The 25,663-nt window shown below is 36.2% G+C and carries 23 protein-coding genes; 7 read left to right on the forward strand and 16 right to left on the reverse strand.

Going from position 1 to position 25,663, the window contains the following annotated elements:
- Positions 1–14: 14 nt before the first annotated feature.
- From AC59HC_RS20230 to AC59HC_RS20275, 10 genes are all read right to left on the reverse strand, one after another.
- Positions 15–1,943 carry a polysaccharide biosynthesis protein gene (locus AC59HC_RS20230; protein WP_202841042.1) on the reverse strand — a complete coding sequence of 643 codons (1,929 nt, stop codon included), beginning with the start codon at positions 1,941–1,943 and terminating at the stop codon, positions 15–17.
- Positions 1,944–2,299: 356 nt separating this feature from the next.
- Positions 2,300–2,758: a regulatory protein RecX gene (locus AC59HC_RS20235; protein WP_202841043.1), complete on the reverse strand. Its 459-nt coding sequence runs from the start codon at positions 2,756–2,758 to the stop codon at positions 2,300–2,302.
- A gap of 57 nt (positions 2,759–2,815) precedes the next feature.
- Positions 2,816–4,081 (reverse strand): serine hydroxymethyltransferase, encoded by a 1,266-nt coding sequence (glyA, locus tag AC59HC_RS20240; RefSeq protein ID WP_343639526.1) that lies wholly within the window; start codon positions 4,079–4,081, stop codon positions 2,816–2,818.
- Between the two features lie 150 nt (positions 4,082–4,231).
- Positions 4,232–5,134 (reverse strand): NAD(P)/FAD-dependent oxidoreductase, encoded by a 903-nt coding sequence (locus AC59HC_RS20245; RefSeq protein WP_411413550.1) that lies wholly within the window; start codon positions 5,132–5,134, stop codon positions 4,232–4,234.
- Between the two features lie 129 nt (positions 5,135–5,263).
- Entirely contained in the window at positions 5,264–6,790 is a 1,527-nt protein-coding gene (locus tag AC59HC_RS20250; protein ID WP_496559237.1) for a glycosyltransferase family 39 protein, read from the reverse strand.
- Between the two features lie 50 nt (positions 6,791–6,840).
- Entirely contained in the window at positions 6,841–7,407 is a 567-nt protein-coding gene (locus AC59HC_RS20255) for a hypothetical protein (protein WP_202841046.1), read from the reverse strand.
- Positions 7,408–7,533: 126 nt separating this feature from the next.
- A complete protein-coding gene (locus tag AC59HC_RS20260) occupies positions 7,534–8,745 on the reverse strand; it encodes an efflux RND transporter periplasmic adaptor subunit (protein WP_496559238.1) in 1,212 nt (403 codons plus the stop codon).
- A gap of 106 nt (positions 8,746–8,851) precedes the next feature.
- Positions 8,852–10,123 carry an ABC transporter permease gene (locus AC59HC_RS20265; RefSeq protein ID WP_110010041.1) on the reverse strand — a complete coding sequence of 424 codons (1,272 nt, stop codon included), beginning with the start codon at positions 10,121–10,123 and terminating at the stop codon, positions 8,852–8,854.
- A 71-nt stretch (positions 10,124–10,194) separates the two neighbouring features.
- On the reverse strand, positions 10,195–11,424 hold the full coding sequence (locus AC59HC_RS20270; protein ID WP_343639537.1) for an ABC transporter permease: 1,230 nt from the start codon (positions 11,422–11,424) through the stop codon (positions 10,195–10,197).
- A 91-nt stretch (positions 11,425–11,515) separates the two neighbouring features.
- On the reverse strand, positions 11,516–12,205 hold the full coding sequence (locus tag AC59HC_RS20275) for an ABC transporter ATP-binding protein (protein ID WP_034699055.1): 690 nt from the start codon (positions 12,203–12,205) through the stop codon (positions 11,516–11,518).
- Between the two features lie 424 nt (positions 12,206–12,629).
- On the opposite strand from AC59HC_RS20275, the gene AC59HC_RS20280 reads away from it, so the two are divergent.
- The 5 genes from AC59HC_RS20280 (at position 12,630) to AC59HC_RS20300 (ending at position 17,116) form a co-directional block, all read left to right on the forward strand.
- A complete protein-coding gene (locus AC59HC_RS20280) occupies positions 12,630–13,604 on the forward strand; it encodes a ribonucleotide-diphosphate reductase subunit beta (RefSeq protein WP_062674779.1) in 975 nt (324 codons plus the stop codon).
- A 108-nt stretch (positions 13,605–13,712) separates the two neighbouring features.
- Entirely contained in the window at positions 13,713–14,003 is a 291-nt protein-coding gene (locus AC59HC_RS20285) for a hypothetical protein (RefSeq protein ID WP_110010043.1), read from the forward strand.
- Positions 14,004–14,058: 55 nt separating this feature from the next.
- On the forward strand, positions 14,059–15,717 hold the full coding sequence (locus AC59HC_RS20290; protein WP_062673967.1) for a ribonucleoside-diphosphate reductase subunit alpha: 1,659 nt from the start codon (positions 14,059–14,061) through the stop codon (positions 15,715–15,717).
- A 162-nt stretch (positions 15,718–15,879) separates the two neighbouring features.
- Positions 15,880–16,770, forward strand: coding sequence for a DUF72 domain-containing protein (locus AC59HC_RS20295; protein WP_202841052.1), 891 nt, complete (start codon positions 15,880–15,882; stop codon positions 16,768–16,770).
- A 115-nt stretch (positions 16,771–16,885) separates the two neighbouring features.
- Positions 16,886–17,116: a hypothetical protein gene (locus AC59HC_RS20300; protein WP_137905090.1), complete on the forward strand. Its 231-nt coding sequence runs from the start codon at positions 16,886–16,888 to the stop codon at positions 17,114–17,116.
- 43 nt (positions 17,117–17,159) lie between these two features.
- Here AC59HC_RS20300 and AC59HC_RS20305 read toward each other — a convergent pair whose 3' ends face one another.
- Positions 17,160–17,753: a hypothetical protein gene (locus tag AC59HC_RS20305; RefSeq protein WP_110010046.1), complete on the reverse strand. Its 594-nt coding sequence runs from the start codon at positions 17,751–17,753 to the stop codon at positions 17,160–17,162.
- A gap of 68 nt (positions 17,754–17,821) precedes the next feature.
- Between AC59HC_RS20305 and AC59HC_RS20310 the strand changes: the two genes are divergently transcribed.
- Positions 17,822–19,069, forward strand: coding sequence for a porin family protein (locus AC59HC_RS20310; protein WP_429812981.1), 1,248 nt, complete (start codon positions 17,822–17,824; stop codon positions 19,067–19,069).
- Here AC59HC_RS20310 and AC59HC_RS20315 read toward each other — a convergent pair.
- The 5 genes from AC59HC_RS20315 to AC59HC_RS20335 all read right to left on the reverse strand — a co-directional run bounded on the left by AC59HC_RS20315 (position 19,066) and on the right by AC59HC_RS20335 (position 24,938).
- Positions 19,066–19,710, reverse strand: coding sequence for an HD domain-containing protein (locus AC59HC_RS20315; protein WP_110010048.1), 645 nt, complete (start codon positions 19,708–19,710; stop codon positions 19,066–19,068). The genes AC59HC_RS20310 and AC59HC_RS20315 overlap by 4 nt on opposite strands.
- A complete protein-coding gene (locus AC59HC_RS20320; RefSeq protein WP_496559239.1) occupies positions 19,707–20,552 on the reverse strand; it encodes an alpha/beta hydrolase family protein in 846 nt (281 codons plus the stop codon). The genes AC59HC_RS20315 and AC59HC_RS20320 overlap by 4 nt, the downstream gene beginning before the upstream one ends.
- A gap of 90 nt (positions 20,553–20,642) precedes the next feature.
- A complete protein-coding gene (locus AC59HC_RS20325; RefSeq protein ID WP_110010050.1) occupies positions 20,643–21,533 on the reverse strand; it encodes a PfkB family carbohydrate kinase in 891 nt (296 codons plus the stop codon).
- Between the two features lie 67 nt (positions 21,534–21,600).
- Positions 21,601–22,236, reverse strand: a complete 636-nt coding sequence (locus AC59HC_RS20330; RefSeq protein WP_496559240.1) for a DUF4241 domain-containing protein — start codon at positions 22,234–22,236, stop codon at positions 21,601–21,603.
- An 86-nt stretch (positions 22,237–22,322) separates the two neighbouring features.
- A complete protein-coding gene (locus tag AC59HC_RS20335; RefSeq protein WP_496559241.1) occupies positions 22,323–24,938 on the reverse strand; it encodes a valine--tRNA ligase in 2,616 nt (871 codons plus the stop codon).
- A 128-nt stretch (positions 24,939–25,066) separates the two neighbouring features.
- Here AC59HC_RS20335 and AC59HC_RS20340 point away from each other — a divergent pair, with 128 nt between their 5' ends.
- Complete coding sequence (locus AC59HC_RS20340; RefSeq protein ID WP_110010053.1) at positions 25,067–25,531, forward strand: DUF1573 domain-containing protein; 465 nt, start codon at positions 25,067–25,069, stop codon at positions 25,529–25,531.
- Positions 25,532–25,663: the final 132 nt, after the last annotated feature.

Raw genomic sequence — 25,663 nt, forward strand, 5'->3', positions numbered from 1 at the left:
ATTTATATTTTTTCCTATTTATCCAAAGCTTCATAAATTGAATTATTGCTTCGGAATTCCGGCACTATTGTTTTAAGAATCCTTACAACCTCCACTTTATCCCTTCGCAGGGAAGCCTTGGTAATTTCTTTAGTAAGCCTGTCTATATCTTCAAATCCCATTGAAGGATCTTTAGAAATCATAATTTTGTCGTTATGAGTAGGAAGTGTTTTTGCATCATCACTCAGAAGTTCTTCATACAGTTTTTCTCCCGGTCTCAATCCCGTATAGATGATCTTGATATCTATATTAGGTTCGAATCCTGATAACTTTATCATTCTTTTCGCAAGATCAATAATTTTTACAGGCTCACCCATATCAAAAACAAAGATCTCACCTCCTTCTCCCATTGTTCCGGCCTGAAGTACCAGTTCACAAGCCTCAGGAATTGTCATGAAATATCTTACAATTTCCGGATGAGTAATTGTTACCGGCCCTCCGGCTTCAATCTGCTTTTTAAAATGAGGAATTACAGAACCGTTGGATCCTAATACATTTCCAAATCTTGTTGTAATAAATTTGGTAACATTTCCTTCCACATTCTGAAGCGATTGTACAAAAAGTTCAGCAGCACGCTTTGAAGCTCCCATTACATTGGTTGGATTTACAGCTTTATCTGTAGATACCATTACGAACCTGTTTACTTTATACTTGCTGGATAGTTTTGCAACAATCTTAGAACCTAATATATTAACAAAGATCGCTTCATGAGGGTTTTCCTCTACTAAAGGTACATGTTTATAAGCAGCCGCATGATATACCATTGAGAAATTATAGGTCTGGAAAAGAGATTCCATCCTGTGATGATTGGATACATCTCCCAAGACAAATTTGAAAGCGATATGAGGGAACTTTTCTCTCATTTCAAGTTCAATTTCATAAAGTGGAGTTTCTGCCTGATCTAAAACGACAATCAATGAAGGATTGAAAAGAGCAACCTGTCTTACGATCTCACTTCCTATGGATCCTGCTCCACCGGTTACTAATACTGTTCTATCAAAATGTCTGCTTTTAACTTTTTCGTTCTGAATTTTGATAGGTTTTCTATTTAACAAATCTTCAATCTGAAGATTTCTAATAGATCCACCCAGATCACTGTCTCTCAGTTTTTGTACTGATGGTGCTTTAAAGACATTAAGATCTTTCTCTAAAAATAGATTCACCCATGAATTCATCTCATCTCTGGCCATCATTTCTTTAACAATAAGAACGCCGTCAATAATAAGATCTTCTTTGGTATTTTCTTCTATTTTTTCTTTTTCATAAATGGGCTTTCCCAACAGGGACGCTCTTTTAGAATCTGTTCTTTGTGTCAAGAAACCTACTACCTGATAAGGTAAACTCGGGTTATCAAGAATTGCACGTGCAATAGCAATAGACTGCTCATCAATTCCCAATACTAAAATTCTTTTTTTCAGTGCGCTTCTTCTGTATTCCCTCACAATATGGAAAAATTCCTTCACATAGAGTCTGAAAAGAAATAATCCCATAAATGAAATTACGAAATAAAGCATCAGATAAGGAGTAAGGATAAACTTACTTCCTGTGATCCAGAAATAGCAGATGTTTATTGTTCCGATAGCCAGCATTGTGCAAAAACAGGATATCAGAAGCTTAAATAAGTCTATAAATGTGGAGTGACGGATAATCCCGGCATAAGTCTTGAAGACATACATAAAAGCAGCATTCACAAGGATAATAAAAGCGAAAATCAGGCTTTTATCATCATGATATATAAATTCCTGCTTGGTAATCTTTGCGATAATGTAAGTGGAAAGAAATAAAGATATTACAAGAATAATAATGTCTATTACAAGAATTATCCATCTAGGAAGATATCTTACGTCTGAGAGATTGACAACATTATCCCCTCCAAATATTGTTTTTCTAAGAGAATTGTACATTGTCTGTATTGGTGTTCATATTTAATTAGGTATAATATCTGATTATCCAATCAAAGATAATTTTGATACAATCATGCAAAAATAAATAAATTTATTTCAATATGTTGAAATCAAAAATAAATTTGATGTTATATTTATAAAATCTAACAATTTCATTTCGATACAGCTAAATCCAGAGACAAAAATCATACCATATAAACTCTTTATGAAGATAATATTTACCTGTATAAATTCTTGTTATCAGCTGTTTTTCTTTAAAATAATTATTAAATGTTTATATATCAACATATTTCCATGAACTGATTGTTTTTTTTCTATAAGTCATACTTCAAGTTTTTTTTAAAATTTATTAATATTTAGCCAAAAATATCGATTATTTTCTCATATTCAAAACCTTTACTCATCAAATGTTTTATAGTTTTGGTTTTTTTTTGATATTCTTTCAAGCCTGTTTGTTTGGTGTAATAATTATCATAAATTTTTCTGATTGTTTTTTCATAATCAACATCATCAATTTCATCAAAACATGAGTTTATCAACTTCTCAGAAATCTGTTTTTGTTTCAGATTGATTTTAATTTTGGTTTTCCCCCAATGTTTGATGTAAAATTTCCCCCGGATATAGCTTCGGGTAAACCTTTCTTCGTTGAGATAATTTTCTTTCAGAAGAAATAAAATAATTTCTTCTTTCGCTTCATCAATAAGCAAAAACTCCCTCATCTTCTGTTCCACTTCGGCATGACAGCGATCCTGGTAAACACAGTAATTAACCAGTTTCTGCTTAATTTCATCGAAGGTATACGATTTCTTTTCCATTTGAATAAAAAAAGAATGAGCAATCCGCCCATTCTTTATATGATATTGGAATGTCTGTTAGTAATTGAACAGAGCTTTACCTTCCATTAATTCGTTCACTTTCTTTCTTACAGATCCAAGAACCTCTTCATTTTTGATATTGTCTACCACTTCAGAAATCAATCCTGCAATAGTATCCATATCGTTTTCTTTCAATCCTCTTGTTGTAATCGCTGCAGTTCCCAATCTGATACCAGATGTTGTAAATGGTGATTTATCATCAAATGGAACCATATTTTTGTTACATGTAATATCAGCAAGTACCAATGCTTTTTCGGTTTCTTTACCGTTTACTCCTTTATTTCTGAGATCTACCAGCATCAGGTGATTATCTGTACCACCGCTTACGATATCAAAACCTCTGTCGATCATTGCTTTTGATAATGCCTGAGCATTAGATTTAACCTGTTTTGCATAATTTTCGAACTGTACATCCAAAGCTTCCCCGAAAGCTACAGCCTTACCAGCAATCACGTGCTCAAGAGGTCCTCCCTGAATACCCGGGAATACAGCTCCGTCCAGCACCTGGCTCATCATTTTGATTTCTCCTTTTGGAGTTTTGTGACCGTATGTATTTTCAAAGTCTTTTCCCATCATGATCATACCTCCTCTTGGTCCTCTCAGCGTTTTGTGAGTAGTAGTAGTTACAACATGACAGTGTTCGAATGGTGAGTTTAATAATCCTTTTGCTACTAAACCAGCCGGGTGAGCGATATCTGCCCAAAGGGTAGCCCCAACTTCGTCTGCTACTTCTCTGAATTTAGCATAATCTAAATCTCTGGAATACGCTGAGAAACCTGCGATAAGCATTTTTGGTTTTTCTCTCAACGCTACTTCTCTCATTTGGTCATAATCAATAAGACCTGTTTCCTGCTGAACTCCGTAAGAAACTACATTATATTGAATTCCTGAGAAGTTCACCGCAGAACCGTGAGTAAGGTGTCCTCCCATTGAAAGGTCCATCCCCATGATTTTATCACCTGGTTTCAAAACGGCAAGATAAATGGCTGCATTCGCCTGAGAACCGGAATGTGGCTGAACATTCACGTAGTCAACTCCGAAAAGTTCTTTAGCTCTGTTGATCGCTAAAGTTTCAACCTCATCTACTACTTCACATCCTCCGTAATATCTTTTTCCGGGATATCCTTCAGCATATTTATTTGTCAGTACACTTCCCATTGCTTTCATTACATTTTCAGAAACAAAATTTTCTGATGCAATAAGCTCTAAACCATGGGTTTGTCTTTGTCTTTCCTTTTCAATCAGGTCGAAAATAATATCCATTTTACTTTTAGTTTTTGAAATTTTCACCCCAAATGTACGGAATTTTCATCGAGATTTCCCTATTGAAAAAATGATTTTTAAACACTAAAAAAAGAAAAGACCTATGAATAAATCCTGTATTATGATTGTCTTTATTGTACTAAAAAGCCTCTAAAATTCTTCATCTGACAGTTCCTTATTCACTATGGCTCCTGCAAAATTACCCTGTGCAACGGCATTGGCTACGGAGCGCATCATGGTTACATTATCTCCACAGGCATAAACTCCGGGAATGCTTGTTTTCTGCATCATATCTACTTTAATAAATCCCTGTTCTGTTATTTCACAGCCCAGATCATCAACATTAATATTTTGCTCAAAAGGAATTTTCGCATACAAAGCCTGTAAAGGAATTTCCTTTCCATTTTTGAAAATAATTCTTTGAATGAAGCCGTTCGTATGTTCTATACCTGCAATTTCATCTTCGTTAAGAATGATTTTATTCTGCTTAAGTTTTTCAAGCTGTTCTTCGGTAAAAGCTGCTTTTCCATTTGTAAACAGCGTGAGATTTTTAGTCAGATTAAAAATCAGTTTCGAAAATTCGTAGCCCATATCTCCGTTGGAAAGAATTCCCGTAACCTCGTTTTTCACTTCATAACCATGACAGTATGGGCAATGTATCACAGAAATCCCCCAGCATTCTGCAAACCCGGGAATATCCGGCATTGTATCTTTTACGCCTGAAGCCAGAATCAGTTTTTTAGCCTTAAATTTTTCACCGGAGGAAATTTCAACCTCAAAACCTCCGATCGCTTTTTCTGTTTTCGCTACAGTTCCGTTGTAAAAATGCACTGTATTGTATTTTTCTACATCTTTTCTGGCAAGCTGTGCAATTTCTGATGGTGTTTTCCCATCGTGAGTGACAAAGTTATGAGAATGCGGAGTTTGTCTGTTGCAAGGTTTTCCGTTATCAATAATCAGGACATTTCTTAAAGATCTTCCTAAAGCCATTGCTGCAGATAATCCTGAATAACTTCCTCCTGTTATGATGACATCAAAGTTTTTGTTTTCCATAGTTTAGTTGATAATTGATAATTGAAAATGCAAAGTTAACCTAAAATCAATTAACGCAATAAAGTTGCAATAATATTTATCTATTAGCTTTATCCTATCTGCAAATCGTCATTTACAACTTTATTAAAATTATTTCCACCCATTTTTAACTTCGATAATTTCGTCCTGAATTCTCTTGTTAATATCTACTTTCGCTCCCTGCAAACTGAAAATTGCAGTTCCTCTTTCTCTCGCGTAAGGATTGGTAATGGAATCTTTTAATGTTGCAACTTCGAAAAAGGAACCGGATTCTTTAAGTTCTTTTCCTGCTTCAGATGCCTCTTTAACCCTGATTACATTTTTATATTTTTTGCTTACATCTATCCAATTGATATAATCTGCATTAAATGACACCGCCACGACCCCGGCTTTTGAGTAATAATTAATAGCTCCGGTCTGTCCGTAATTATCACATAGTACCATGGTATTTCCGGTTTTTGACAATCTGGAATACTCTTTATCTACTTTTTGAGCCAGCTCTTTCCAACCCTGCATATCAGCAAAATCCTGTGGCAGCGGATGATCTTTTCCATCTTCCCAGCGAAGCAGTCCTAATTTTTTATACTGGCTTTGGTGGGATACGATATATTCAGGACTTTTATTTGGAAAAGCCACATTATACAAAGGCAGGAATAAAAGTATTGGAATAAGTATGCTAACCGGTTTTAAAAATCTTTTCCAGCCTTTTTCAAATACATTTCCGAGAAAAACAGCACCAAAAGCAATATAAACAGGATAGAGCCCTATCGCGTAGTAATCTTTTGCTTTAAAGAACAAAAACAAAGTAATTGTGATGATATAGCTCCAAAAGAAAAACCTGTATTTTTCAAAAGGTTTGTATAACAGCAATGCTCCCCAGCCAGCAATAATCACAAAAATAACTCCGGCAAAAAATAAAATCTGGGATTTCATAAAATCCATTCTATCTACATGTACAAGCTGCCGTTCAGAAAGTTCTTTCATATGATGGACAACCGGGAACTGATTCTGATACTGCCAGAGGAGATTAGGAAAAATAATAATTAAAGCCAAAACAGCTGCCCAATATATATGAGGCTGCATAAAAACCTTCCTTTGCTCCGTCAGTAATAAGGCAGGAATAAGCCCTAATAATGAAAAGGCAATATTGTATTTATTTAATAATCCGATTCCGACAATGACGGCTCCTGTGTAAAGCCACTTTACTTCTTGGGAATTGAAATATTTGATCAGGCTGTAATAAAGGAAAAGCCAGAGAAAGATCTCCAGAGATGTCGGCTGGAACAGCATATTGACCCGAAGAAGTACTGAAAATAATATTCCTGTAGAAGCCAGTATTTTAGCAAACAGGCTTCCCTTGAGTTCTTCCACAACTTTCCATGTAAGGACAATCGTCAAAGTTCCAAACAGAGCTGGAAAAAATTTAACCCAAAATATGGAATTCCCCAACATTTTAATGATCCAGGCTATCCAGGAATTGGCAGGCGGAACCGAAAGATATCCCCATGCAGGATGATTCGCCTGATCAAGATGCAGGTATTCATCCCGGTGAAGTTCATACTCAGGGCTTATCAGAGAGTATTGAAGGGCAAACTTTGCAACGATAAAAAGAAACAGAATCCAATAGTCTTTTTTCATGGGATATAGTTTGGAATTTTAAAGATAAGACAGTTTCAACCTCTTTTCCGTTACAATATTATTTCAAATCTGTTATCAATAATTTCAGTTTTTATCTTCTGGATATTGTCAGACCAATACTTTATTTCGTCATTCTTCTCAGGACATTTTTCTATAGGAAGCTTCTGGCAGGCAGCTAAATATTCCTGATATGTTTTCAATATATTATTCAGATACGTTTCATAGTCTTTAGGATTTCCAGGAATATACCCTATTCCATCACAGCCACATGAGTGAAAGCATTTCCCTGTTTTAAAAAGGCTTTCTATAATCTTCCATTCTTTGAGAGCTGTTTTTTTAGGGGCTTTAAAATCTTTCCCCATATCAGCCATCATACTGCTGCATTCAGGACATTTTATAGTCCGGTTTTCAATCTCTGAAACAATTTTTTCCAGCTCTTGTGTTCCTGCCTTTGTAAAAGCATATCCTACATTACGGACTGACTTCCCTGGTTCATGGTATACTTTTTCTTTTTCGATCCTTTTTATAATATCATAAGCATCCGGCTGTTTAAATGATTTCCGGCATTTGAAACAGACATAATGTGATTTATAAGTTTTCTGGGCGTAGCGACACATTTTTTGATGGATTTATATAATTCAAATATAGGAATTTACACCTGCAAAAGATTTTGACGTAAAAAAGAATCCCCGAGAAAAAAATTCCTCAGGGATTCACAGTTTAAAAGTGTATAGTGTAGTTTATTATTTTTTATTCGCTTTTTCTTTAAGCTCTTCTTTGTCTTTATCAGATGGATTCCACACTTTAATTTCGGTGTCTTTTGTAATATTGGATCCCGGAAGAATCTGAACATTGATCCCATCACTTGCTCCCAGTTTTACATATACTTTTTTGAATTTCCCGTCTTTTTGTTTCACTTCCACGAAAGGAACATCTTTTCCTTGTTTCTTTTCATACTGAATTAAAGACTCATCCAATAATAATGCATTTTTCTGAGAACTTAAAACAATTTCACCGTTGGCAGAAAAACCAGCTCTAATATACTCATTATTAGGATTAGTTACATTACCTTCTACCGGAAATTTAATAGTTCCTGCATTATCCTTGCCTTTTGGAGCAATCATGGTTAGTTTTCCGGGGAATGTTTTATTCTGAAGAGCACCGATCACGATGTTCATATCCATACCTTCACTTAGCTTTCCGGCCTGCGCTTCATCAATTTCACCTTTAAAGATCAGAACATTCAGATCTGCCACTGAACAGATGGTAGTTCCGGCGTTAAAGTTATTGGCTTCAATCACCTGGCTTCCTGCTTTTACAGGAACTTCAAGTACAGTACCTGATGCTTTGGAACGGATTTCTGTAGTGGCCAAACCTTGTCCTTTAAGTTCAGGAGTTGCCCCTGTTTTAGCGATCTGCAATCTTTTTTGAGCGGTATTCAACTGCTGCTGGGCATTTTTCAAAGTCTGCTGCTGAGAGTACAACTGCTGCTGAGCGTTCAGATACTCCTGCTTAGAAGCGACTCCCTGCTTGTAAAGCTTATCCTGCATATCAAACTGCTTCTGCATGTTTCCTACATTCATCTGGGCATTACTGATCTGGATCTGTGCATTCTGAACTTCCTGCTGAGCGGCATTTACTTCAGAGATACTCGGAACAATTTTTACGGTAGCAATTAACTGCCCTACTTCTACCCTATCTCCTTCTTTTACTAAAATTTTATCTATAATCCCTGCAATGTTGGGCTTGATTTCAATTTCTTCTTTGGGAACAATTTTTCCTGTTGCCATTACTTTATCATCCATATTCTGAACGGTAGGCTTACGGGTAAGGAAAGCTTCTCCTTCTTTAGAGTTAGATTTGATAAGATAGCCAAGCCCTGAGAACAATGCCACTGCAAATAAAAGCCCTAATACTATATAAATGGCTTTTTTCCAGGTGAATTTCTTTTTCATATGTATAGTTTATTTTTTATTCAATAGATTGAAAGATTTAAAATTTAAAGATTGATTCTCTATAGTCCTTTTTCTAAATCTTAAAATTGTTTTATTTTCAAATTAATTACTCTGTTCTTAATGCTTCAATAGGCCTGATCTTTACGGCTCTCTGTGCCGGAATCATCCCGATTATTAATCCCAGAATCACCATGACAGCCATCGCAGCAAATACGTTTCCGTAGTTCACTGTCGGATTATAGAAAGGAAATGAATCCTGCCCCTGGGTAACCGCATTGAGAATCATTAATACAAAGATTCCAAACATGAAACCTATTAATCCCGAAGAGAGTGTAATAACAACACTTTCCAGGAGAATCTGATTTCTTACTTCCGCAGGTTTTGCTCCCAACGCTCTTCTGATCCCGATTTCTTTGGTTCTTTCTTTTACTGTAATCAAAAGGATATTTGAAATCGCGATAACTCCCGCAAGGATAGTCAGTGTACCTACAATGATTGTTAACAGCTGCATTCCCGTAAGGAAACCTGTGAGCTTTTTAAATTCTTTTCCAAGGTTGAAACTTCCGAAAGCATTGGTATCTTCAGGGGACACTTTATTTTTGCTTTTTAAAACCTGTTTTACATCTTCTTCTACGGAATTGACATTGGCATTCGGCTTACTAACAATGGCAAACATGTCTATCTGATCTCCTGCATTATACATTTTCGTATAAGTGGAAAGTGGAATGAAAGCCGTTTGATCATTTTCAAATCCTCCTCCTTTTTTTACCCGGAAAACGCCGATAACATTGAAGAACAACCCTTTAATATTGATTGATTTTCCTATTGGATTCTCTTTTTTCTTGGAATCAAAGAAGTTTTTGTAAATCTCTTCTCCAATAACAACTACATTTTTATTCCCGGAAACATCGGCATCATTGATATAACGTCCGAAGATCAGTTTCTTTTCTGAAATTTTATTTCCCACAGAATAATCTCCGGTAAGCGAATAGGTTCCGTTCTTACCGTTTCTGGACATTGCTTCCCCGGGAGTTCCTGTAAAGCTTCCTCTCGCATTTTGCGGCGAGATATAATCTATGGCTGTTACTTTTCTTTTCAGCATTTCCATATCGTTTAAGTTCAGATGAACTTCTCTTCCTTTAGGAAATCCTTCATATGGAATTGATGTTTTTTGTGCCCACAGGAAGATTGAATTGGTGGCAAAACCGGAAAATAATTTATCAAAACCATTCTCCATTCCTTTTGCTGCTCCAAGAAGGCTTACATACAAAAACATTCCCCATCCTACACCGATCATGGTAAGAAATGTCCGGAGTTTATTATTCCTCAATGAATAATAAATTTCCTGCCAAGTATCTTTTTTAAATATGATATTCACCTTGTTGAATTATGAGTTATACATTATGAGTTATGAATTCCATCAATCTGCATTTTTGCCTTTTGTTTATATTATTCCGTTCTCAGCGCTTCAATCGGTTTGATTCTGGAAGCTCTGTATGCGGGTACAAATCCTGCGATCAGTCCTGAGAAAATCAGTGCAATGAATGCCATAATGATGGATCCCCAGCCTACACTTGGGTTTTTAATAAAAAACTCTTCAAGGCTGTTCCCGATAAGGTTTAAGGTCAAAACACCTATTCCTACTCCAACAAGTCCGGACACCACTGTAATCACAACACTTTCCTGAACAATCAGCCCTACAATTCCGCTTGGTTTTGCGCCAATAGCTTTTCGTACTCCGATTTCTTTGGTTCTTTCTTTTACGATATACACCATAATGTTACTGATCCCAATGATTCCGGCAAGCAATGTTCCTAATCCGATAAACCCTACAATTGCTGTAAGTACCGCCATAAACATGAATGTGTCGTTCATATTTTTAGCATTATTCCAGACACGGACACCGTTTTCATCATCAGGAGAAACATTTTTCCTTAATTTCAGCTTATCTTTAAGTTCATCTCCGTATTTAATGGCTTCCTGAGGAGTCAGTTTATCACTGTATGAGATATAGGCAATATTCACCGTATCGGAACCTTTTTTCATCTGCTGCAAAGTGGTAATCGGCACCGTGATATGTCTTTCATCCCAGTCTCCACCATCATCTGAAAATACGCCCACCACTTTAAACATAGTTCCATTGATATCCAGTTCTTTTCCTACAGGACTTCCGTTCTTGATCAAATCCCGCTGTACCATTCTTCCAATGACTGCCACATTTTGCTTTCCTTCCAGATCTCTTGGAGAAATATATCTGCCGTCTATCATTTTCCGGTTCTCAATCACCTGCTCTCCGGGTTCTGCTCCATGGATCTGATAGATTCCGCTTTCTTTACCATATTTCACCATTAAACTGGCATTGTATCTCGGGCTGGAAGCTCCTACATTTTTTTTCTCAGCGTTAATAAGAAAATCATAGTCACCATTATTCAGTGTAACGGTTCGGTCTGACTGCAGTCCTTTATAGGCCAATGTCGTTTTTCCGGTAGTAATGGTGATCAGGTTTTTGGCATCACCTGAGAATCCTTCAGAAAAAGCATTCTGAAGACCTGTTCCAATTCCAAAAAGTACGATGAAAATAAACAGTCCCAAAGCTACTGTAAACCCTGAAAGCACTGTCCGAAGTACATTACTCCGGATAGAACTGAATATTTCCTGCCAACGATCTAGGTCAAACATTTTTATCGGTATTTAAAGATTGAAAAATTTAAAGATTAAAAAACAGAATCATTAAATTTTCAAATTATCTCATTTTCAAATTATCAAAATCCTAAAGCACAATCTGCTTAATAAACTCATCACTTTCAATAATCCCATCTTTCAGTACTACATTTCTTTTGGTCTGTGCAGCTACATCAGGTTCGTGGGTTACAACGATGATTGTTTTTCCTTCATTATTGATATCCTGAAGAAGTTTCATAATATCATGAGTGGTTTTGGAGTCTAATGCTCCGGTTGGCTCATCTGCCAGTACTACTTTAGGATCTGTAATCAAAGCTCTTGCAATGGCTACTCTCTGCTTCTGCCCTCCGGAAAGTTCACTTGGAAGGTGGTTTGCCCATTGTGCCAATCCTACTTTTTCCAGATATTCCATAGCTTTCTGATTTCGCTCTTTTCTTGGTACATTCTGATAGTACAAAGGCAGGGCAACATTTTCCAAAGCTGTTTTATAATTGATAAGGTTAAAAGACTGGAAAATAAATCCCAGGAATCTACTTCTGTATTCCGCAGCCTTTACCTCGGATAAATGTTCAATTGGAACTCCATCCAACTCATAGGTTCCGGAATCTTTTTCATCCAGAATTCCAATAATATTAAGAAGGGTAGATTTTCCGGAACCGGAACTTCCCATAATAGAAACAAACTCCCCTTCAGAAATATTCAGATTAATTCCTTTGAGAACATGAAGCTTGCTTTTCCCTGTATCGTATGACTTATTTAAATCCTGAATTACTAACATTAAGTGATGTATGTTTTATACCCAATAAGTAGATGATATTTTCAAATTGTTACAAGAATAAAAATTTATTCAAATATTTTTTTGTTTAATACATTAATCCTTTATTAATAATACTTTACAAAATATTGTTTAACTGTAACTCCCAATTTATATCTATTTATCCTCAAGATTGCTGTCCAGCCTATTATCCGAGCCAGTTTCATGTAAATGTGGAAAACTTTTCAGGCTAAAAGTCAGCCTATTAGTATTTACCTCTTTCAAAATCAGTTCTTTTTTTCGAACTTTGCTATTAGTTCTTTACAAGAAATATGAATTTGGGGAAGTGAATAACTTTAATTCACAACTTCCAGATAAACAAAAAGTTAAGTATTTCCGGAACGTTATCCACAAGGATCTAAATTATTTAATTATAAAGATATTTAATATGGGAATTTTTGATAAAAGAGTAAGTTATAAGCCATTTGAATACCCGGAGGTTCTTCAATTTGTAGAAGCCATCAACAAATCGTTCTGGGTGCATTCGGAAGTGGACTTTACTGCAGATGTTCAGGATTTTCATTCGCAGTTGGAACCACATGAGAAGCATGCTGTGAAAAATGCGCTGTTAGCCATTGCACAGATCGAGGTGTCTGTAAAGACATTCTGGGGAAATTTATACAACCACCTACCCAAACCGGAATTCAATGGATTAGGATCTACTTTTGCAGAATGCGAATTCCGCCATTCTGAAGCATATTCCCGTTTATTAGAGGTATTAGGATATAATGATGAGTTCCTTAATGTTATCGAAATTCCTGCTGTAAAAGGAAGAATAGAGTTTCTGGGAAATGCTTTAAAACATGCTAACTCTGCAACACCTAAAGAGTATGTTTCCGCTTTATTATTATTCAGTATTTTAGTGGAAAACGTTTCTCTTTTCTCGCAGTTTGCCATCATCCTTTCTTTCACAAGATTCAAAGGGTTTATGAAAAATGTTTCCAATATCATTGCATGGACTTCCGTAGATGAGCAAATTCACGCTAACGCAGGAATTTATCTGATCAACAAAATCCGTGAGGAACAGCCTGACTTGTTAACAGACAGCGACATCGAAGACATTTACACTTTGGTGGATGAATCTATCGCAAGAGAAGGAGACATTCTTAGCTGGATTTTTGAACTGGGAGAAATCGACAACGTTTCTAAAGAAGATCTGTTAAACTTCATGAAATACCGTGTGGATGACAGCTTGAAGAAAATCAACATGAAAACAAAATACAACATTACTCCTGAACAATACAGACCAATGGTATGGTTCGAGGAAGAAGTTTTCGCCAATTCATTAGATGATTTCTTTGCAAAAAGACCTGTTGACTATACAAAACACGATAAGAGTATTACAGCAAACGATTTGTTCTAATATTGGGGCGCGAGCGAAGCGAGCGTCAAAGCGGTCAGTATCAGGACTACCCTTTTCTGATTAATAAGTGAAATCGTTGTTCATCAGTAAAGCACAAATACAAAAGAAATGATTAATGTAATAGTAACCTATACGGTAAACCCGGAATTTGTTCCAAACAATAAAACCAATATCCAAAAATTTCTGGAAGACTTCAAAAATTTAGATCCTTCCACTTTTGAATATAAGGTTTTTGTAAAGGAAGATGGTGTTACTTTTGTACATTATTCAAACTACATCAATGAAGAAGTTCAGCATGAGGTTTTGAATGTTCCGTCTTTTAAAGAATTTCAGAGATTAAGAGATGAAAGCGGGCTGAACGGTTCCCACAAAGTAGAAATTTTACAATCAATAATATAAAAAAACAAAATTCCGGAGTGATTCTCTCATTCCGGAATTCGAAAATATAACATCTATGGAAGAGCAAAATTCAAATATATGGTGGCTCAATGAAGAGTCTGAGCAAATGCTGAACAGAGGATATCTGTTGAAAGGTGAAACGGTAGACGGAGCTATCGACAGAATTACCACTGCCGCTGCAAAAAGGTTATACAAACCTGAACTTCAGCCGGCTTTCAAAGAGATGATCACGAAGGGATGGATCAGCTTCTCTTCTCCTGTATGGGCTAATATGGGAACAGAAAGAGGTCTTCCTATTTCATGTTTTAACGTTCACATTCCGGACAGCATTGAAGGAATTACCCACAAAATGGGTGAAGTTATCATGCAGACTAAAATCGGAGGTGGAACTTCAGGATATTTTGGAGAGTTGAGAAACAGAGGAACCGCTGTAACGGATAACGGAAAATCTTCAGGAGCTGTTTCATTCATGAAGCTTTTCGACACGGCTATGGATGTTGTTTCTCAGGGAGGAGTAAGAAGAGGTGCCTTTGCTGCTTACTTAGATATTGACCACGGGGATATTGAAGAATTTTTATCCATTAAAGATATCGGCAGCCCGATTCAGAACCTGTTTACCGGAGTATGTGTACCGGATTACTGGATGCAGGATATGATCGATGGTGATATGGAAAAACGTAAAGTTTGGGCAAGAGTATTGGAAAGCCGCCAGCAAAAAGGGCTTCCGTATATTTTCTTTACAGATAACGTCAACAGAAATAAACCTCAGGTTTATAAAGACCTGGGAATGACCGTGAATGCAAGTAACCTTTGTTCTGAAATCATGCTTCCGTCTACTATGGAAGAATCTTTCATCTGCTGTCTGTCTTCCATGAACCTGGAATTGTATGATGAATGGAAAGATACAGACGCTGTAAAACTGGCAGTATACTTCCTTGATGCTGTATTATCAGAATTTATTGATAAAACTGAAGGAAACTATTACCTACAGGGTGCAAGAAACTTCGCGATGCGTCACAGAGCTCTTGGATTAGGAGTTTTAGGATACCACTCTTATTTACAGAAAAACATGATTCCGTTTGAAAGTTTTGAAGCGACTCAGTTCAATGCGAGAGCATTCAGACATATCAAAGAGCAGGCTGAGCAGGCTTCAAGAGAACTTGCCAACATCTATGGAGAACCAGAAGTATTGAAGGGATACGGATTAAGAAATACCACAACAATGGCTATTGCTCCTACCACTTCAAGTTCTGCCATCTTAGGACAGACTTCTCCGGGAATCGAGCCTTTCTCTTCCAACTATTATAAAGCAGGTCTTGCGAAAGGAAACTTTATGCGTAAGAATAAATACCTTGCACAACTATTGAAAGAAAAAGGACTGGATAACGAAGAAACATGGAGAACAATCATGCTGAACCACGGATCGGTACAGCACCTGAACGAGCTTACTCCTGAAGAAAAGGCAGTATTCAAAACGTTCAAAGAAATTTCTCCAATGGAGATTATTTCTCAGGCAGCGCAGAGACAGCAATATATTGATCAGGCACAGTCTCTGAATCTTCAGATTCCTTCTACAATGCCTGTAAAAGATGTCAACTACCTTTATATTGAAGCCTGGAAAAAAGGAGTTAAAACACTTTACTACCAAAGAAGTTCATCTGTTTCAAAAGAAATGATGGTTAACTTCGTATCATGTTCAAGCTGCGAGGCATAGGACCAAGTAATAAACACGCTATATTTACAAAAGCATACCGAAAGGTGTGCTTTTGTCGTTTTCAATACTGATTCTGTCTGATTACTTTCCATAGAAATCATAGAATGCTCTGAGATTTTTGGTTTATATTTGTGTTCATTGTTTAATACCAAAACTACAGATATGAAATTCGGACAAGTAGAAGACCCATCAAAAATAGATTTCACATTACCTAAAGATCATCCCAGAACGAAAGAAATACTGGCCCTTAATAAAAAAGGCCTGGAAAATATTTCTATCGGGTGTGCAAAATGGAATAAAACAGATCTCAAAGGATTCTATCCTAAAGGAACCAAGGATGAACTCACCTATTATGCCACTCAGTTTAATTCTATCGAATTGAATGCTACTTTCTATGGAATGCCCACTCCGGATCAGGTAAAAACCTGGAAAGAAAAAACACCGGAAAATTTTAAATTCTTTCCTAAAATCACAAATACCGTTTCCCATTTCAGAAGGCTGATTGATGTGACGGATCCTGTGACTCATTTTGCTTCCGCTGTTATTAATTTTGATGAAAAACTGGGAATGGCTTTCCTTCAGCTTCATGATAATTTTAAACCTAAGGATTATGACAGACTGGAAAAGTTTGTAAAGGAATGGCCAAAAGAAGTTCCGTTAGCCATAGAACTCCGAAATACGGAATGGTTTACCGATGAAGAAATACTTAATACAACATGCGAACTCTTTGAAGCTCATAATATTACCAATATCATTGTAGATACTGCAGGAAGAAGAGATATGCTTCACATGCGTCTTACCACACCCAACGCATTTATCCGTTATGTGGGAGCCAATGCAGAAAGTGACTACGAAAGACTGGATGACTGGCTGAAGCACCTTACCAAATGGAAGAAAGAAGGTCTTCAGAACCTTTACTTCTTTGTACACCAGAATATTGAAAAAGCATCTCCTCTATTATCTGCTTATTTTATCAAAAAAGTGAATGAGGAATGGAAAACGGATATTCATATTCCGCAAATGGCAGCAGAAAGCACCGGAACCCTCTTTTAATATGATATAAAGTCAATGTGGAGATAGACTGTAGCTTATTCCTTTACATAACGAAAAAATTCATATATTAGAGTATAATGTATTTCACTCGACATTATACTTTAAAACATAAATCATGGAAAAGGAAATTTGTACAATTAGTATTGCTACCAACTGGCTTGGTGATGACTATATTTTTTATGAAAACCATACGATAAAAAGAGTATATGATAATCACAGTCTGAATTTCAACAAGATTGAATGGCTTGAGCCCAAAGAAATCAGTAAACAAAATAAGGATAGATTGATTAAAGCCTGTCCTGAAGAGTTTAAAGAGCGGATTATGCAAATTCTGGATTATCCTTAATAGAAACAAAAAGGTAATGAGTATTTGAAACTCATTACCTTTTTTATTTATTTTTTCTAAGAAGCAATACGAGATTGAGAAACAGGAGCAGGAAGTCTAATGTAATCCAGATACCTAGCTTTGTATTCTCATAATTATAAGCATCCACCTGTTTTTTGGCAGCATCAGAAAGCTTCATACTTTGATTGATGTAGTTCTGCACTTCTACAATCTGGTCGATATTTTTATTGGGTACAGAGTGTTGAGAAAAGTACACAAGGTTTTTCTTTCCAAGATAGCCTGCAATCCAATATTCATCAGACTTATCCATTTTGAGGTACTCTATTCTGTAGTACTCGGGGCGTATTTTTCCGATATGTTTAGGTTCAAGAGTAGTGTTCTGATCTGTTTTATTTACTTTGATTAAATAAAAGTCTAATGCCTGTGGAAGCTTATTAATCACCTGCAGCCCCACAGAATTATCCACGAATGCCACAGCACTTTTCTTGATAAACCAATACGTAAAAACAGAAATTGAAAAAACCACCGTTACAATACGAAACAGCTTTGCCCATCTGGCCACGCTTCCTGATTTAACCTTAAAGAGAACCAAGGAAAGAACAGAAGCTAAAAATATTATGAAAATAATGAGTGTCATATTTTACAAAGATACTTCTTATCTCTATTTTATCTATATTTGCGCCCATATTTTAACTTTAGATAACCATGAAAAAAACACTTTCTGGCCTTATTTTCTTTAGCATAGCTTCATTTTATGCACAAGTGAAGTTTGAAAAAGGGTATATTATAGACCAAAATAATACAAAAAAAGAGGTTCTGATCAAAAATAAAGGGTGGGTAAGCAATCCCGACAGCTTTGTTTTTAAAACAGATGAAAACTCTTCTGAAGATAAAGGTACAACCACTACAATTAAGGAATTCGGGATATATAATGATGTTAAATATGTTACTTATAATGGTGACATTGACTACTCATCAGACGATATTTCCAGTTTTTCCCATACCAAAGAGCCAAAGCTTGTAAAGAGTTCAGTATTCCTGAAAGAACTCGTTACCGGAAATAAAAAACTATATATTTATAAAGGTCATATCACAAGATATTTCTATTCTGAATCGGATGCGATCATCCATCCATTAATTTATAAGAAATATTTTTTTAATGGGAATAGTTCCCAGGTTGCTACCAATGATCAATATCTTGATCAGTTAAAAACTATTTTTTCTGATAACAGTGATGTCCAGACACTAGTAAACAGAACACAATATACAGCGTCTAGTTTAACAAAAATATTTAAGGCTTATAATAGTAAAAATTCTGATGGTTCAACAACTAATCAAATCAATGATCAGAATTTTACAGAAAATAAAAAGCAGACAAAATTCAATCTTGCTATCAGACCGGGAATTAATTTTTATGCACCGTTAAAATTAGAGGATTCTTACAACAACCCTGGCTTTTCTTCAAGATCGAATTTCAGAGTAGGGCTAGAAGCTGAATTGGTTTTACCGTTCAACAAAAATAAGTGGTCTATCATTCTTGAACCTACGTACTCACAATATACTAATAAAAAAACAACTATCCGAACAGAGGACAATCTCTATAATATTACCATGGATAGTTATTCTTCTATTAATATTCCGGTAGGGATAAGGTATTCTATGTTTTTGAATGATAAATCAAAAATATTTGTTAATGCTGCCATCAACATATTCAACATAAAAACAAGTTCCCCATCTTCTATAGATGTAGATTATGATGGAAAAGTATTTGATAATATAGCCCTAGCTTCTAACCAAAGTTTCAGAGGTTCTTCACTTGGCGCTGGATTTACTTACAATAATAAATTCAGTATAGAAGCAAGATTTAATAACCGTACCAACATTCTGTATAAGGATCTTCCTCATGCAGATCTTAAATCTGTTTCCTTAATTCTGGGATATAACATTTTCTAATCTACATTCCATTCTTTATAAAACTGGTCGAGGAAATTCAGCATATAATTATGTCTTTCTTCGGCCATTTTTTTTCCTTTTTCAGTATTCATCATATCTTTCAGAAGCAGTAACTTTTCATAGAAATGATTAATAGTGGTCCCGTTAGATTTTTTATACTCTTCTTTTGACATTCCCAGTTTGGGTTTCATATCCGGATGATACATCAGATTATTTTTAAAACCTCCAAAATTGAACGTCCTGGCAATTCCAATAGCGCCTATGGCATCAATACGGTCTGCATCCTGTACAATCTGAAGTTCAATGGGTGGGTTTACAGGCGCCTGATCTCTGTTTTTGAACGAAATATTTTCGATCACAAATAAAACCTTCTGAATGGTTTCTTCAGGTACATTCTGTCCTTCAAGAAATGCTCTCGATATTTTCGGAGCAATAGTTTCGTCACCATTATGAAATTTAGGATCAGCAATATCATGAAGAAGGGCAGACAACTCTACAACCTCTTTGTCACAGTCTTCTGTTTCTGCTATCTGAGCAGCCAGCTTCCAGACCCTTTCAATATGAAACCAGTCATGTCCGGCTTCTGCTCCTTCTAATTTTTCTTTTACAAATGCTACAGTGTTATCAATCGTACTTTTCATTTATCTGTCAGTTCATTTAAAATAATATCCCAGAGTTTGCTGTTGTAACTTCTAAAAAAATTGATATGCCCGATTTCTTTTTTATCAGATTCTGAAGCAGCTACCAGTCTATAAGTAGGTTTGAGATTTGAATAGGTATTATTCAATAAACTTAATACTCCTTTTTCTGTTAACCATACATCATCTTCAGCCCGGATTACAAATACTTTCTGGGTTAAATTTTTAGAAAAATCATCAATTTTTTCCAACAGCTTGTTGGTTGATTTCTTGTTTAAAATTAAGGTTCTCCAGTCATATGCACAATTTTTTGGAAGACTTTCTCCCAATCCAAACCAATGCGCCGGGAAATACCCTAAAAGTGAAGTAGTTAAGGGCTGCGCAATTCCAAAGCCTAAATACGCTTCAACTTTTGTTCTCCCTTTAAGGTTTCCTACAAAGGCATTTTGAGTTCCTACAAAAACAAATTCTTCAAAGATGTTGGAATCCTCATTCATTCCCAGAATCAATGCACCTACAGAGTGCCCTAAGCAGTACTTTTTATATTCTTTATATTGTGACTTGATATATTGAGTTACCGTTTTATAATCTTTTGACCCCCAAAGTCTCATTGAGCCATGGAATCCTCTCATATTTTTCGGTTTGGAAAGTCCAATTCCCCTATAGTCGTAGGTAATGACTGTAAATCCCTGTTCACAAAAGTAGCTGGCAAAAGAAAAATAGATCTGCTGCTTTACCCCTGTCGCCGAATTGATCAGTAATAATTTTCCATGGTCTCTTTCCGGTTTAAACAAATGGGCAGTTAGTGTGATATGGTCTTCTGTGGTTAATATTAGTTTTTCCATAGTATAAAAAGAAAAAATCCACTATAAAAGTGGACATTTTACTTATATTTTTATGTTAAGTTTCAGACTTTTGATATGTCGTAAATAGCTTTATGAAAAGAAATCTGAGATTCTTGGCAATCCTGTCTGAGAGCCTTTACCTCCGGAAACCCTTGATGAAACTTCATTCCCGAATTTCACACAATCTTCAATAGAATTCCCATGGCATAATGCAATGGCAAATCCTGATGTAAATGCATCCCCCATTCCCATTTTATATACTTTTTCGTCCTTATCGTTTCTGTAATATTTCATTTCTGTACCATCAAAGTAAATGGTTGAATTGGTGTCATCCCTTACAAATACCTTATTGAAATATTTTTTAAGAACTTCTTCTCTTTTTTCTTCCCCAAAAATAACGTACAGCTCATTACTTTTAGCCACAATAAAGTCAACCATTTCTAAAATTTCTTCACTGACTCTCATGGCAGGTGAGGCATATAATCCTACCTTTTTCCCATATTTTTTAGCTTTTTTAACGGTATGCTCTACAACATCCATAGAGACTTCAAGCTGTACCAGCACAAGATCGGTGGTGTTGAAATATTTCTCTGCTTCATCTATATGCGATTTGCTGAGATATTTATTGGCAGCAGGTACTACAACAATTGCCGCATTCCCGTGAGAAGTCGTTACATAGGCAGTTCCCGTAGCTTCTTTATCTGTTTCATGAACAAATCCTACATTTACATTTTCACTTACCAGATTCCTCATGATCTGCTGTCCAAGAGGATCCATCCCAACGCATCCGATAAAGTATACACTTGCTCCCAACCTGGCTGTACCTACTGATTGATTAGCACCTTTACCTCCAAAATAACTATCTGATTTGACAGCTAAGACGGTTTCATTAGGCAAAGGAAGTTTTTCGGTTTCAAGAACCAAATCTATCGATGAGCTGCCCACAACAATAATACGAGGTTGTTCTGATGAGAAATTCATTGTGTTTTGTATTAGCTTTAAAATTTATAACTGACAAAATTGTGTCTCAAAAATAACTAATTTAAAATTAACTTATCTCAATAAATTCAGTAATTATTTTCACGGGTTGTTGATCTTTATCATAAGCGATATAGCTGGCATAAAATCCTTCTCCATATCCGGTTTCAAAAGCAAAGATGGTTCCGGGATGTTCTTTTGCCGGTTTAAGAAAGGCATATTGATCTATGGCACCGTTTTCATCAAAGAAATAGTCATGGAAGAATTCTTCATAAATTCCCATAAAATCACCTCCTTTATTTTCGTATAATCTTTGTTCCAGCTCATTAAGGCTGTTTTGGGTATCAACATCCATCAGACATCCCATCCCGCTTTCTACGGGATATCCAAATACTTCTCCTTCCTCAAGATCTTTTATTTTCTGTCCTGCTGTGGTAGCCAGTTTCCATTCTTTAATTTCAGAATCACTGAATATAATCTCGGCATAGGCCACACAGTTACTTTCTCTCTCTTTATGAAGCATTACCGAAAAATCTCCTTTTGGAAATTCTGTAGTGAAAGGAAGCATATCATTGGTGATCAAGGGATCACAGGCAACCAGTTTCCCGCTTGAAAGATAAATCTTTCCTACTTCAAAACTTTCAAGTAACGGACTTTCTACAAAGTCTTTCGAGAATAGTTTTTGTATGTTTTCTATATGTGTCATTGTATTTATTCTTTTAAACCATCAGGCTGGATACAATTTTCATCTGTACCCAGCCTGAGATTTTGACAAAATTTATTGTCTATACTTTATAAACTTTTCAGTTTCTCTTCAAGGATCGCAATCTTATCCTGAGCATCTTTTTGCTTTTGACGCTCTACTTCTACGATTTCCGGTTTTGCATTCGCAACAAATTTTTCATTGGAAAGCTTCTTCTCTACCGAAACCAGGAATCCCTTCAAATATTTCAGTTCTTCCTCAGTTTTAGCTTTTTCCTCTCCTAAATCTAAGTTTTCACTTAAAGGAATAGAAACTTCAGTTGCTCCTACCAGGAATGTAAAGCTCGGTTTATCTGTTTTCTGTCCGAAGTGGATTTCAGAAACATTAGCCAGTTTTCTTACTACAGCTTCATTGGCAAATTCAGCAGCATTGGTATAAATTTCAGCAGCTTCTCTTGGTGAAATCCCTTTGGTCTGACGGTAATTTCTAACCCCTGAAATCAGCTCTGCTGCCGTTTCAAAGTTTTTAATAATGTTTTCATCAAACTGTCCTGCCTCTTTCTGCTGAGCGATTACTAAAGCCTCATCAATACTTCTTTCTGAGATCATCTGCCATAATTCTTCTGTCAGGAAAGGCATGAACGGATGAAGTAACTTCATCAGCTCTTCAAAGAAATAGATTGTTTTGTTATAAACTTCTTTTGAAATCCCTTCTCCGTAGTTAGGCTTAATCGCTTCAAGATACCAACCGCAAAAATCATCCCAAATTAATTTATAGATCAAATGCAATGCATCAGAAATTCTGAATTTCTCGAATTGATCATTAATTTCAGCAATTGTTTTATTAAGCTTGTTTTCAAACCACTCAATAGCCTGATTATCGGTTTCAATAGCTGGCTTATCTTCATGATTCCACATATTGATCAGACGGAATGCATTCCAGATCTTCGTCATGAAATTTCTTCCCTGAAGCATTAAATCTTCATCAAAAAGAAGGTCATTACCCGCGGCAGAACTCAATAGAATTCCTACACGTACTCCATCTGCTCCATATTTGTCCATTAATTCAAGAGGGTCCGGAGAGTTTCCTAAAGATTTTGACATCTTTCTTCTCTGCTTATCTCTTACAATTCCTGTAAAATAAACATTTTTAAACGGAACTTCTTTTCTGTATTCCAATCCGGCCATAATCATTCTGGCTACCCAGAAGAAAATAATATCCGGACCTGTAACCAGATCAGAAGTAGGATAATAATAGTTGATATCTTTGTTTTCAGGATCAAGCAATCCGTCAAACACAGACATTGGCCATAACCATGATGAGAACCATGTGTCTAATGCATCGTCGTCCTGTCTAAGGTTTTCTGCAGTCAGATCCGAATTTCCTGTTTTTTGTTTTGCCAGTTCTAAAGCTTCACCTTTAGTTTCTGCCACTACGAAATCATTTTCTCCTTCTCCATAGTAATAAGCAGGAATCTGCTGTCCCCACCACAACTGACGGGAAATATTCCAGTCACGGATGTTCTCCATCCAGTGCTTGTATGTGTTTTTGAATTTTTCAGGATAGAACTTAACCTCATCATCCATTACTACATCCAAAGCGGGTTTAGCAATTTCAGACATTTTTAGGAACCATTGTACTGAAACTTTAGGTTCAATAACCGCGCCAGTTCTCTCGGAAGTTCCTACTTTATTTACGTAGTCTTCAGCTTTCAGCAAAAGATCTTTTTCTTCAAGTTCTTTTGCAATCTGCTTTCTTACATCAAATCTGTTTTTCCCTGCATAATGTAAACCATGTTCATTAAGGTTTCCGTCATCATCCAGCGCATCAATCATTTTCAGCTGATGTTTCTGTCCGATTTCGTAGTCATTAACGTCATGTGCAGGAGTAATTTTCAAAGCTCCTGTTCCGAACTCAATATCAACATATTCATCCTCAATAATCGGGATTACTCTGTCAACGATAGGTACGATTACATTTTTACCTTTCAGGTGTGCATATCTTTCATCATTCGGATTGATACATACTGCTGTATCCCCAAAAATAGTTTCAGGACGTGTAGTCGCTACTGAAAGGAACTCTTCTGAACCTTCAATCTTATATTTAAGGAAATATAATTTCCCGTTTTGCTCTTTAAAGATTACTTCTTCGTCAGAGATATTCGTTTTCGCTTCCGGATCCCAGTTCACCATTCTATAGCCTCTGTAGATGAGTCCTTTATTATATAGGTCTACGAAACTTTTGATAACCTGCTGCGAAAGTTTATCTTCCATAGTGAACCGGGTTCTGTCCCAGTCACATGAACATCCCAGTTTTTTCAACTGCTCAAGGATAGTTCCTCCGTATTTGTGAGTCCAGTCCCATGCGTGGGCTAAAAACTCTTCACGGGTAATATCTGACTTATTGATTCCTTCAGACTTCAATTTAGCAACAACTTTAGCTTCAGTAGCAATTGAAGCATGGTCTGTTCCCGGAATCCAACAAGCATTAAACCCGCGCATTCTTGCACGGCGGACCAGAACATCTTGAAGGGTATTGTTCAACATATGCCCCATGTGTAGTATTCCCGTCACGTTTGGCGGAGGAATGACCACGGTATAGGGTGGTTTGTCGTTAGGTTCTGAGTGGAAATATTTGTTTTCCAGCCAGTAATTGTACCATTTCTGTTCTGTTTCCTGTGGATTGTACTTTTCTGAAATCTGCATAAATTCTATTTCTTTGGCTTGCAATTTGCAAAAATAGTCTAAAGAAAAAAATTTTTAAGCATGAATTAAAATAATTTTTAACTTTGTTTCACAAAATTTATCTAACAAACGTATTAACATTCAAGAATATGAAAAAATTAATTGCAGGAATTGCACTATTCGGGACATTTGCTCTGGCATCTGCACAAACCATTACATTTGATAAAACGACTTTCGATTATGGTACTATCAAGCCTAATGCTGATGGTACAAGATTCTTTACAGTAACGAATTCAGGGGATAAGCCTTTGATTCTTTCAAATGTAAAACCTTCTTGCGGATGTACAACTCCTGAATTCAGCCAGGACCCTATCATGCCTGGAAAGTCTGCTAAGATCAAGGTTGGATACAATACAGCGATCCCTGGCCCTTTCAACAAAATGATTGAGGTTTTCTCTAATGATCCTGCAAACAACAGAAGTGTAATCTACATCAAAGGTAACGTAGATGCTAACGCTCCTGAACCAAAAGTATTGACTCCTGCTGAGCAGAAAGAGGCTGCCAAAGCTGAGAAAAAAGCTGCAAAACTTGCAAAAAAGACTGCTGCAAAGTAAGCTCTACTCAAAAAAATAAAAGAACCGTCTCTATTGAGGCGGTTTTTTTATTACATGTCTCGTCCTGAAAAAGGTTGACTAAAAAACCATAAAATTAGTCACCCTTATGAATCTAAAAAAACCATCGTCCCC

It is taken from the genome of Chryseobacterium sp. DZ-32, assembly GCF_059587025.1.

Bases quoted from the DNA above. Each gene is read 5' to 3' on its own strand.
- AC59HC_RS20230 (WP_202841042.1), bottom strand. From the start codon at position 1,943: ATGTACAATTCTCTTAGAAAAACAATATTTGGAGGGGATAATGTTGTC.
- AC59HC_RS20235 (WP_202841043.1), bottom strand. From the start codon at position 2,758: ATGGAAAAGAAATCGTATACCTTCGATGAAATTAAGCAGAAACTGGTT.
- glyA (WP_343639526.1), bottom strand. From the start codon at position 4,081: ATGGATATTATTTTCGACCTGATTGAAAAGGAAAGACAAAGACAAACC.
- AC59HC_RS20245 (WP_411413550.1), bottom strand. From the start codon at position 5,134: ATGGAAAACAAAAACTTTGATGTCATCATAACAGGAGGAAGTTATTCA.
- AC59HC_RS20250 (WP_496559237.1), bottom strand. From the start codon at position 6,790: ATGAAAAAAGACTATTGGATTCTGTTTCTTTTTATCGTTGCAAAGTTT.
- AC59HC_RS20255 (WP_202841046.1), bottom strand. From the start codon at position 7,407: ATGTGTCGCTACGCCCAGAAAACTTATAAATCACATTATGTCTGTTTC.
- AC59HC_RS20260 (WP_496559238.1), bottom strand. From the start codon at position 8,745: ATGAAAAAGAAATTCACCTGGAAAAAAGCCATTTATATAGTATTAGGG.
- AC59HC_RS20270 (WP_343639537.1), bottom strand. From the start codon at position 11,424: ATGTTTGACCTAGATCGTTGGCAGGAAATATTCAGTTCTATCCGGAGT.
- AC59HC_RS20275 (WP_034699055.1), bottom strand. From the start codon at position 12,205: ATGTTAGTAATTCAGGATTTAAATAAGTCATACGATACAGGGAAAAGC.
- AC59HC_RS20280 (WP_062674779.1), top strand. From the start codon at position 12,630: ATGGGAATTTTTGATAAAAGAGTAAGTTATAAGCCATTTGAATACCCG.
- AC59HC_RS20285 (WP_110010043.1), top strand. From the start codon at position 13,713: ATGATTAATGTAATAGTAACCTATACGGTAAACCCGGAATTTGTTCCA.
- AC59HC_RS20290 (WP_062673967.1), top strand. From the start codon at position 14,059: ATGGAAGAGCAAAATTCAAATATATGGTGGCTCAATGAAGAGTCTGAG.
- AC59HC_RS20295 (WP_202841052.1), top strand. From the start codon at position 15,880: ATGAAATTCGGACAAGTAGAAGACCCATCAAAAATAGATTTCACATTA.
- AC59HC_RS20300 (WP_137905090.1), top strand. From the start codon at position 16,886: ATGGAAAAGGAAATTTGTACAATTAGTATTGCTACCAACTGGCTTGGT.
- AC59HC_RS20305 (WP_110010046.1), bottom strand. From the start codon at position 17,753: ATGACACTCATTATTTTCATAATATTTTTAGCTTCTGTTCTTTCCTTG.
- AC59HC_RS20310 (WP_429812981.1), top strand. From the start codon at position 17,822: ATGAAAAAAACACTTTCTGGCCTTATTTTCTTTAGCATAGCTTCATTT.
- AC59HC_RS20315 (WP_110010048.1), bottom strand. From the start codon at position 19,710: ATGAAAAGTACGATTGATAACACTGTAGCATTTGTAAAAGAAAAATTA.
- AC59HC_RS20320 (WP_496559239.1), bottom strand. From the start codon at position 20,552: ATGGAAAAACTAATATTAACCACAGAAGACCATATCACACTAACTGCC.
- AC59HC_RS20325 (WP_110010050.1), bottom strand. From the start codon at position 21,533: ATGAATTTCTCATCAGAACAACCTCGTATTATTGTTGTGGGCAGCTCA.
- AC59HC_RS20330 (WP_496559240.1), bottom strand. From the start codon at position 22,236: ATGACACATATAGAAAACATACAAAAACTATTCTCGAAAGACTTTGTA.
- AC59HC_RS20335 (WP_496559241.1), bottom strand. From the start codon at position 24,938: ATGCAGATTTCAGAAAAGTACAATCCACAGGAAACAGAACAGAAATGG.
- AC59HC_RS20340 (WP_110010053.1), top strand. From the start codon at position 25,067: ATGAAAAAATTAATTGCAGGAATTGCACTATTCGGGACATTTGCTCTG.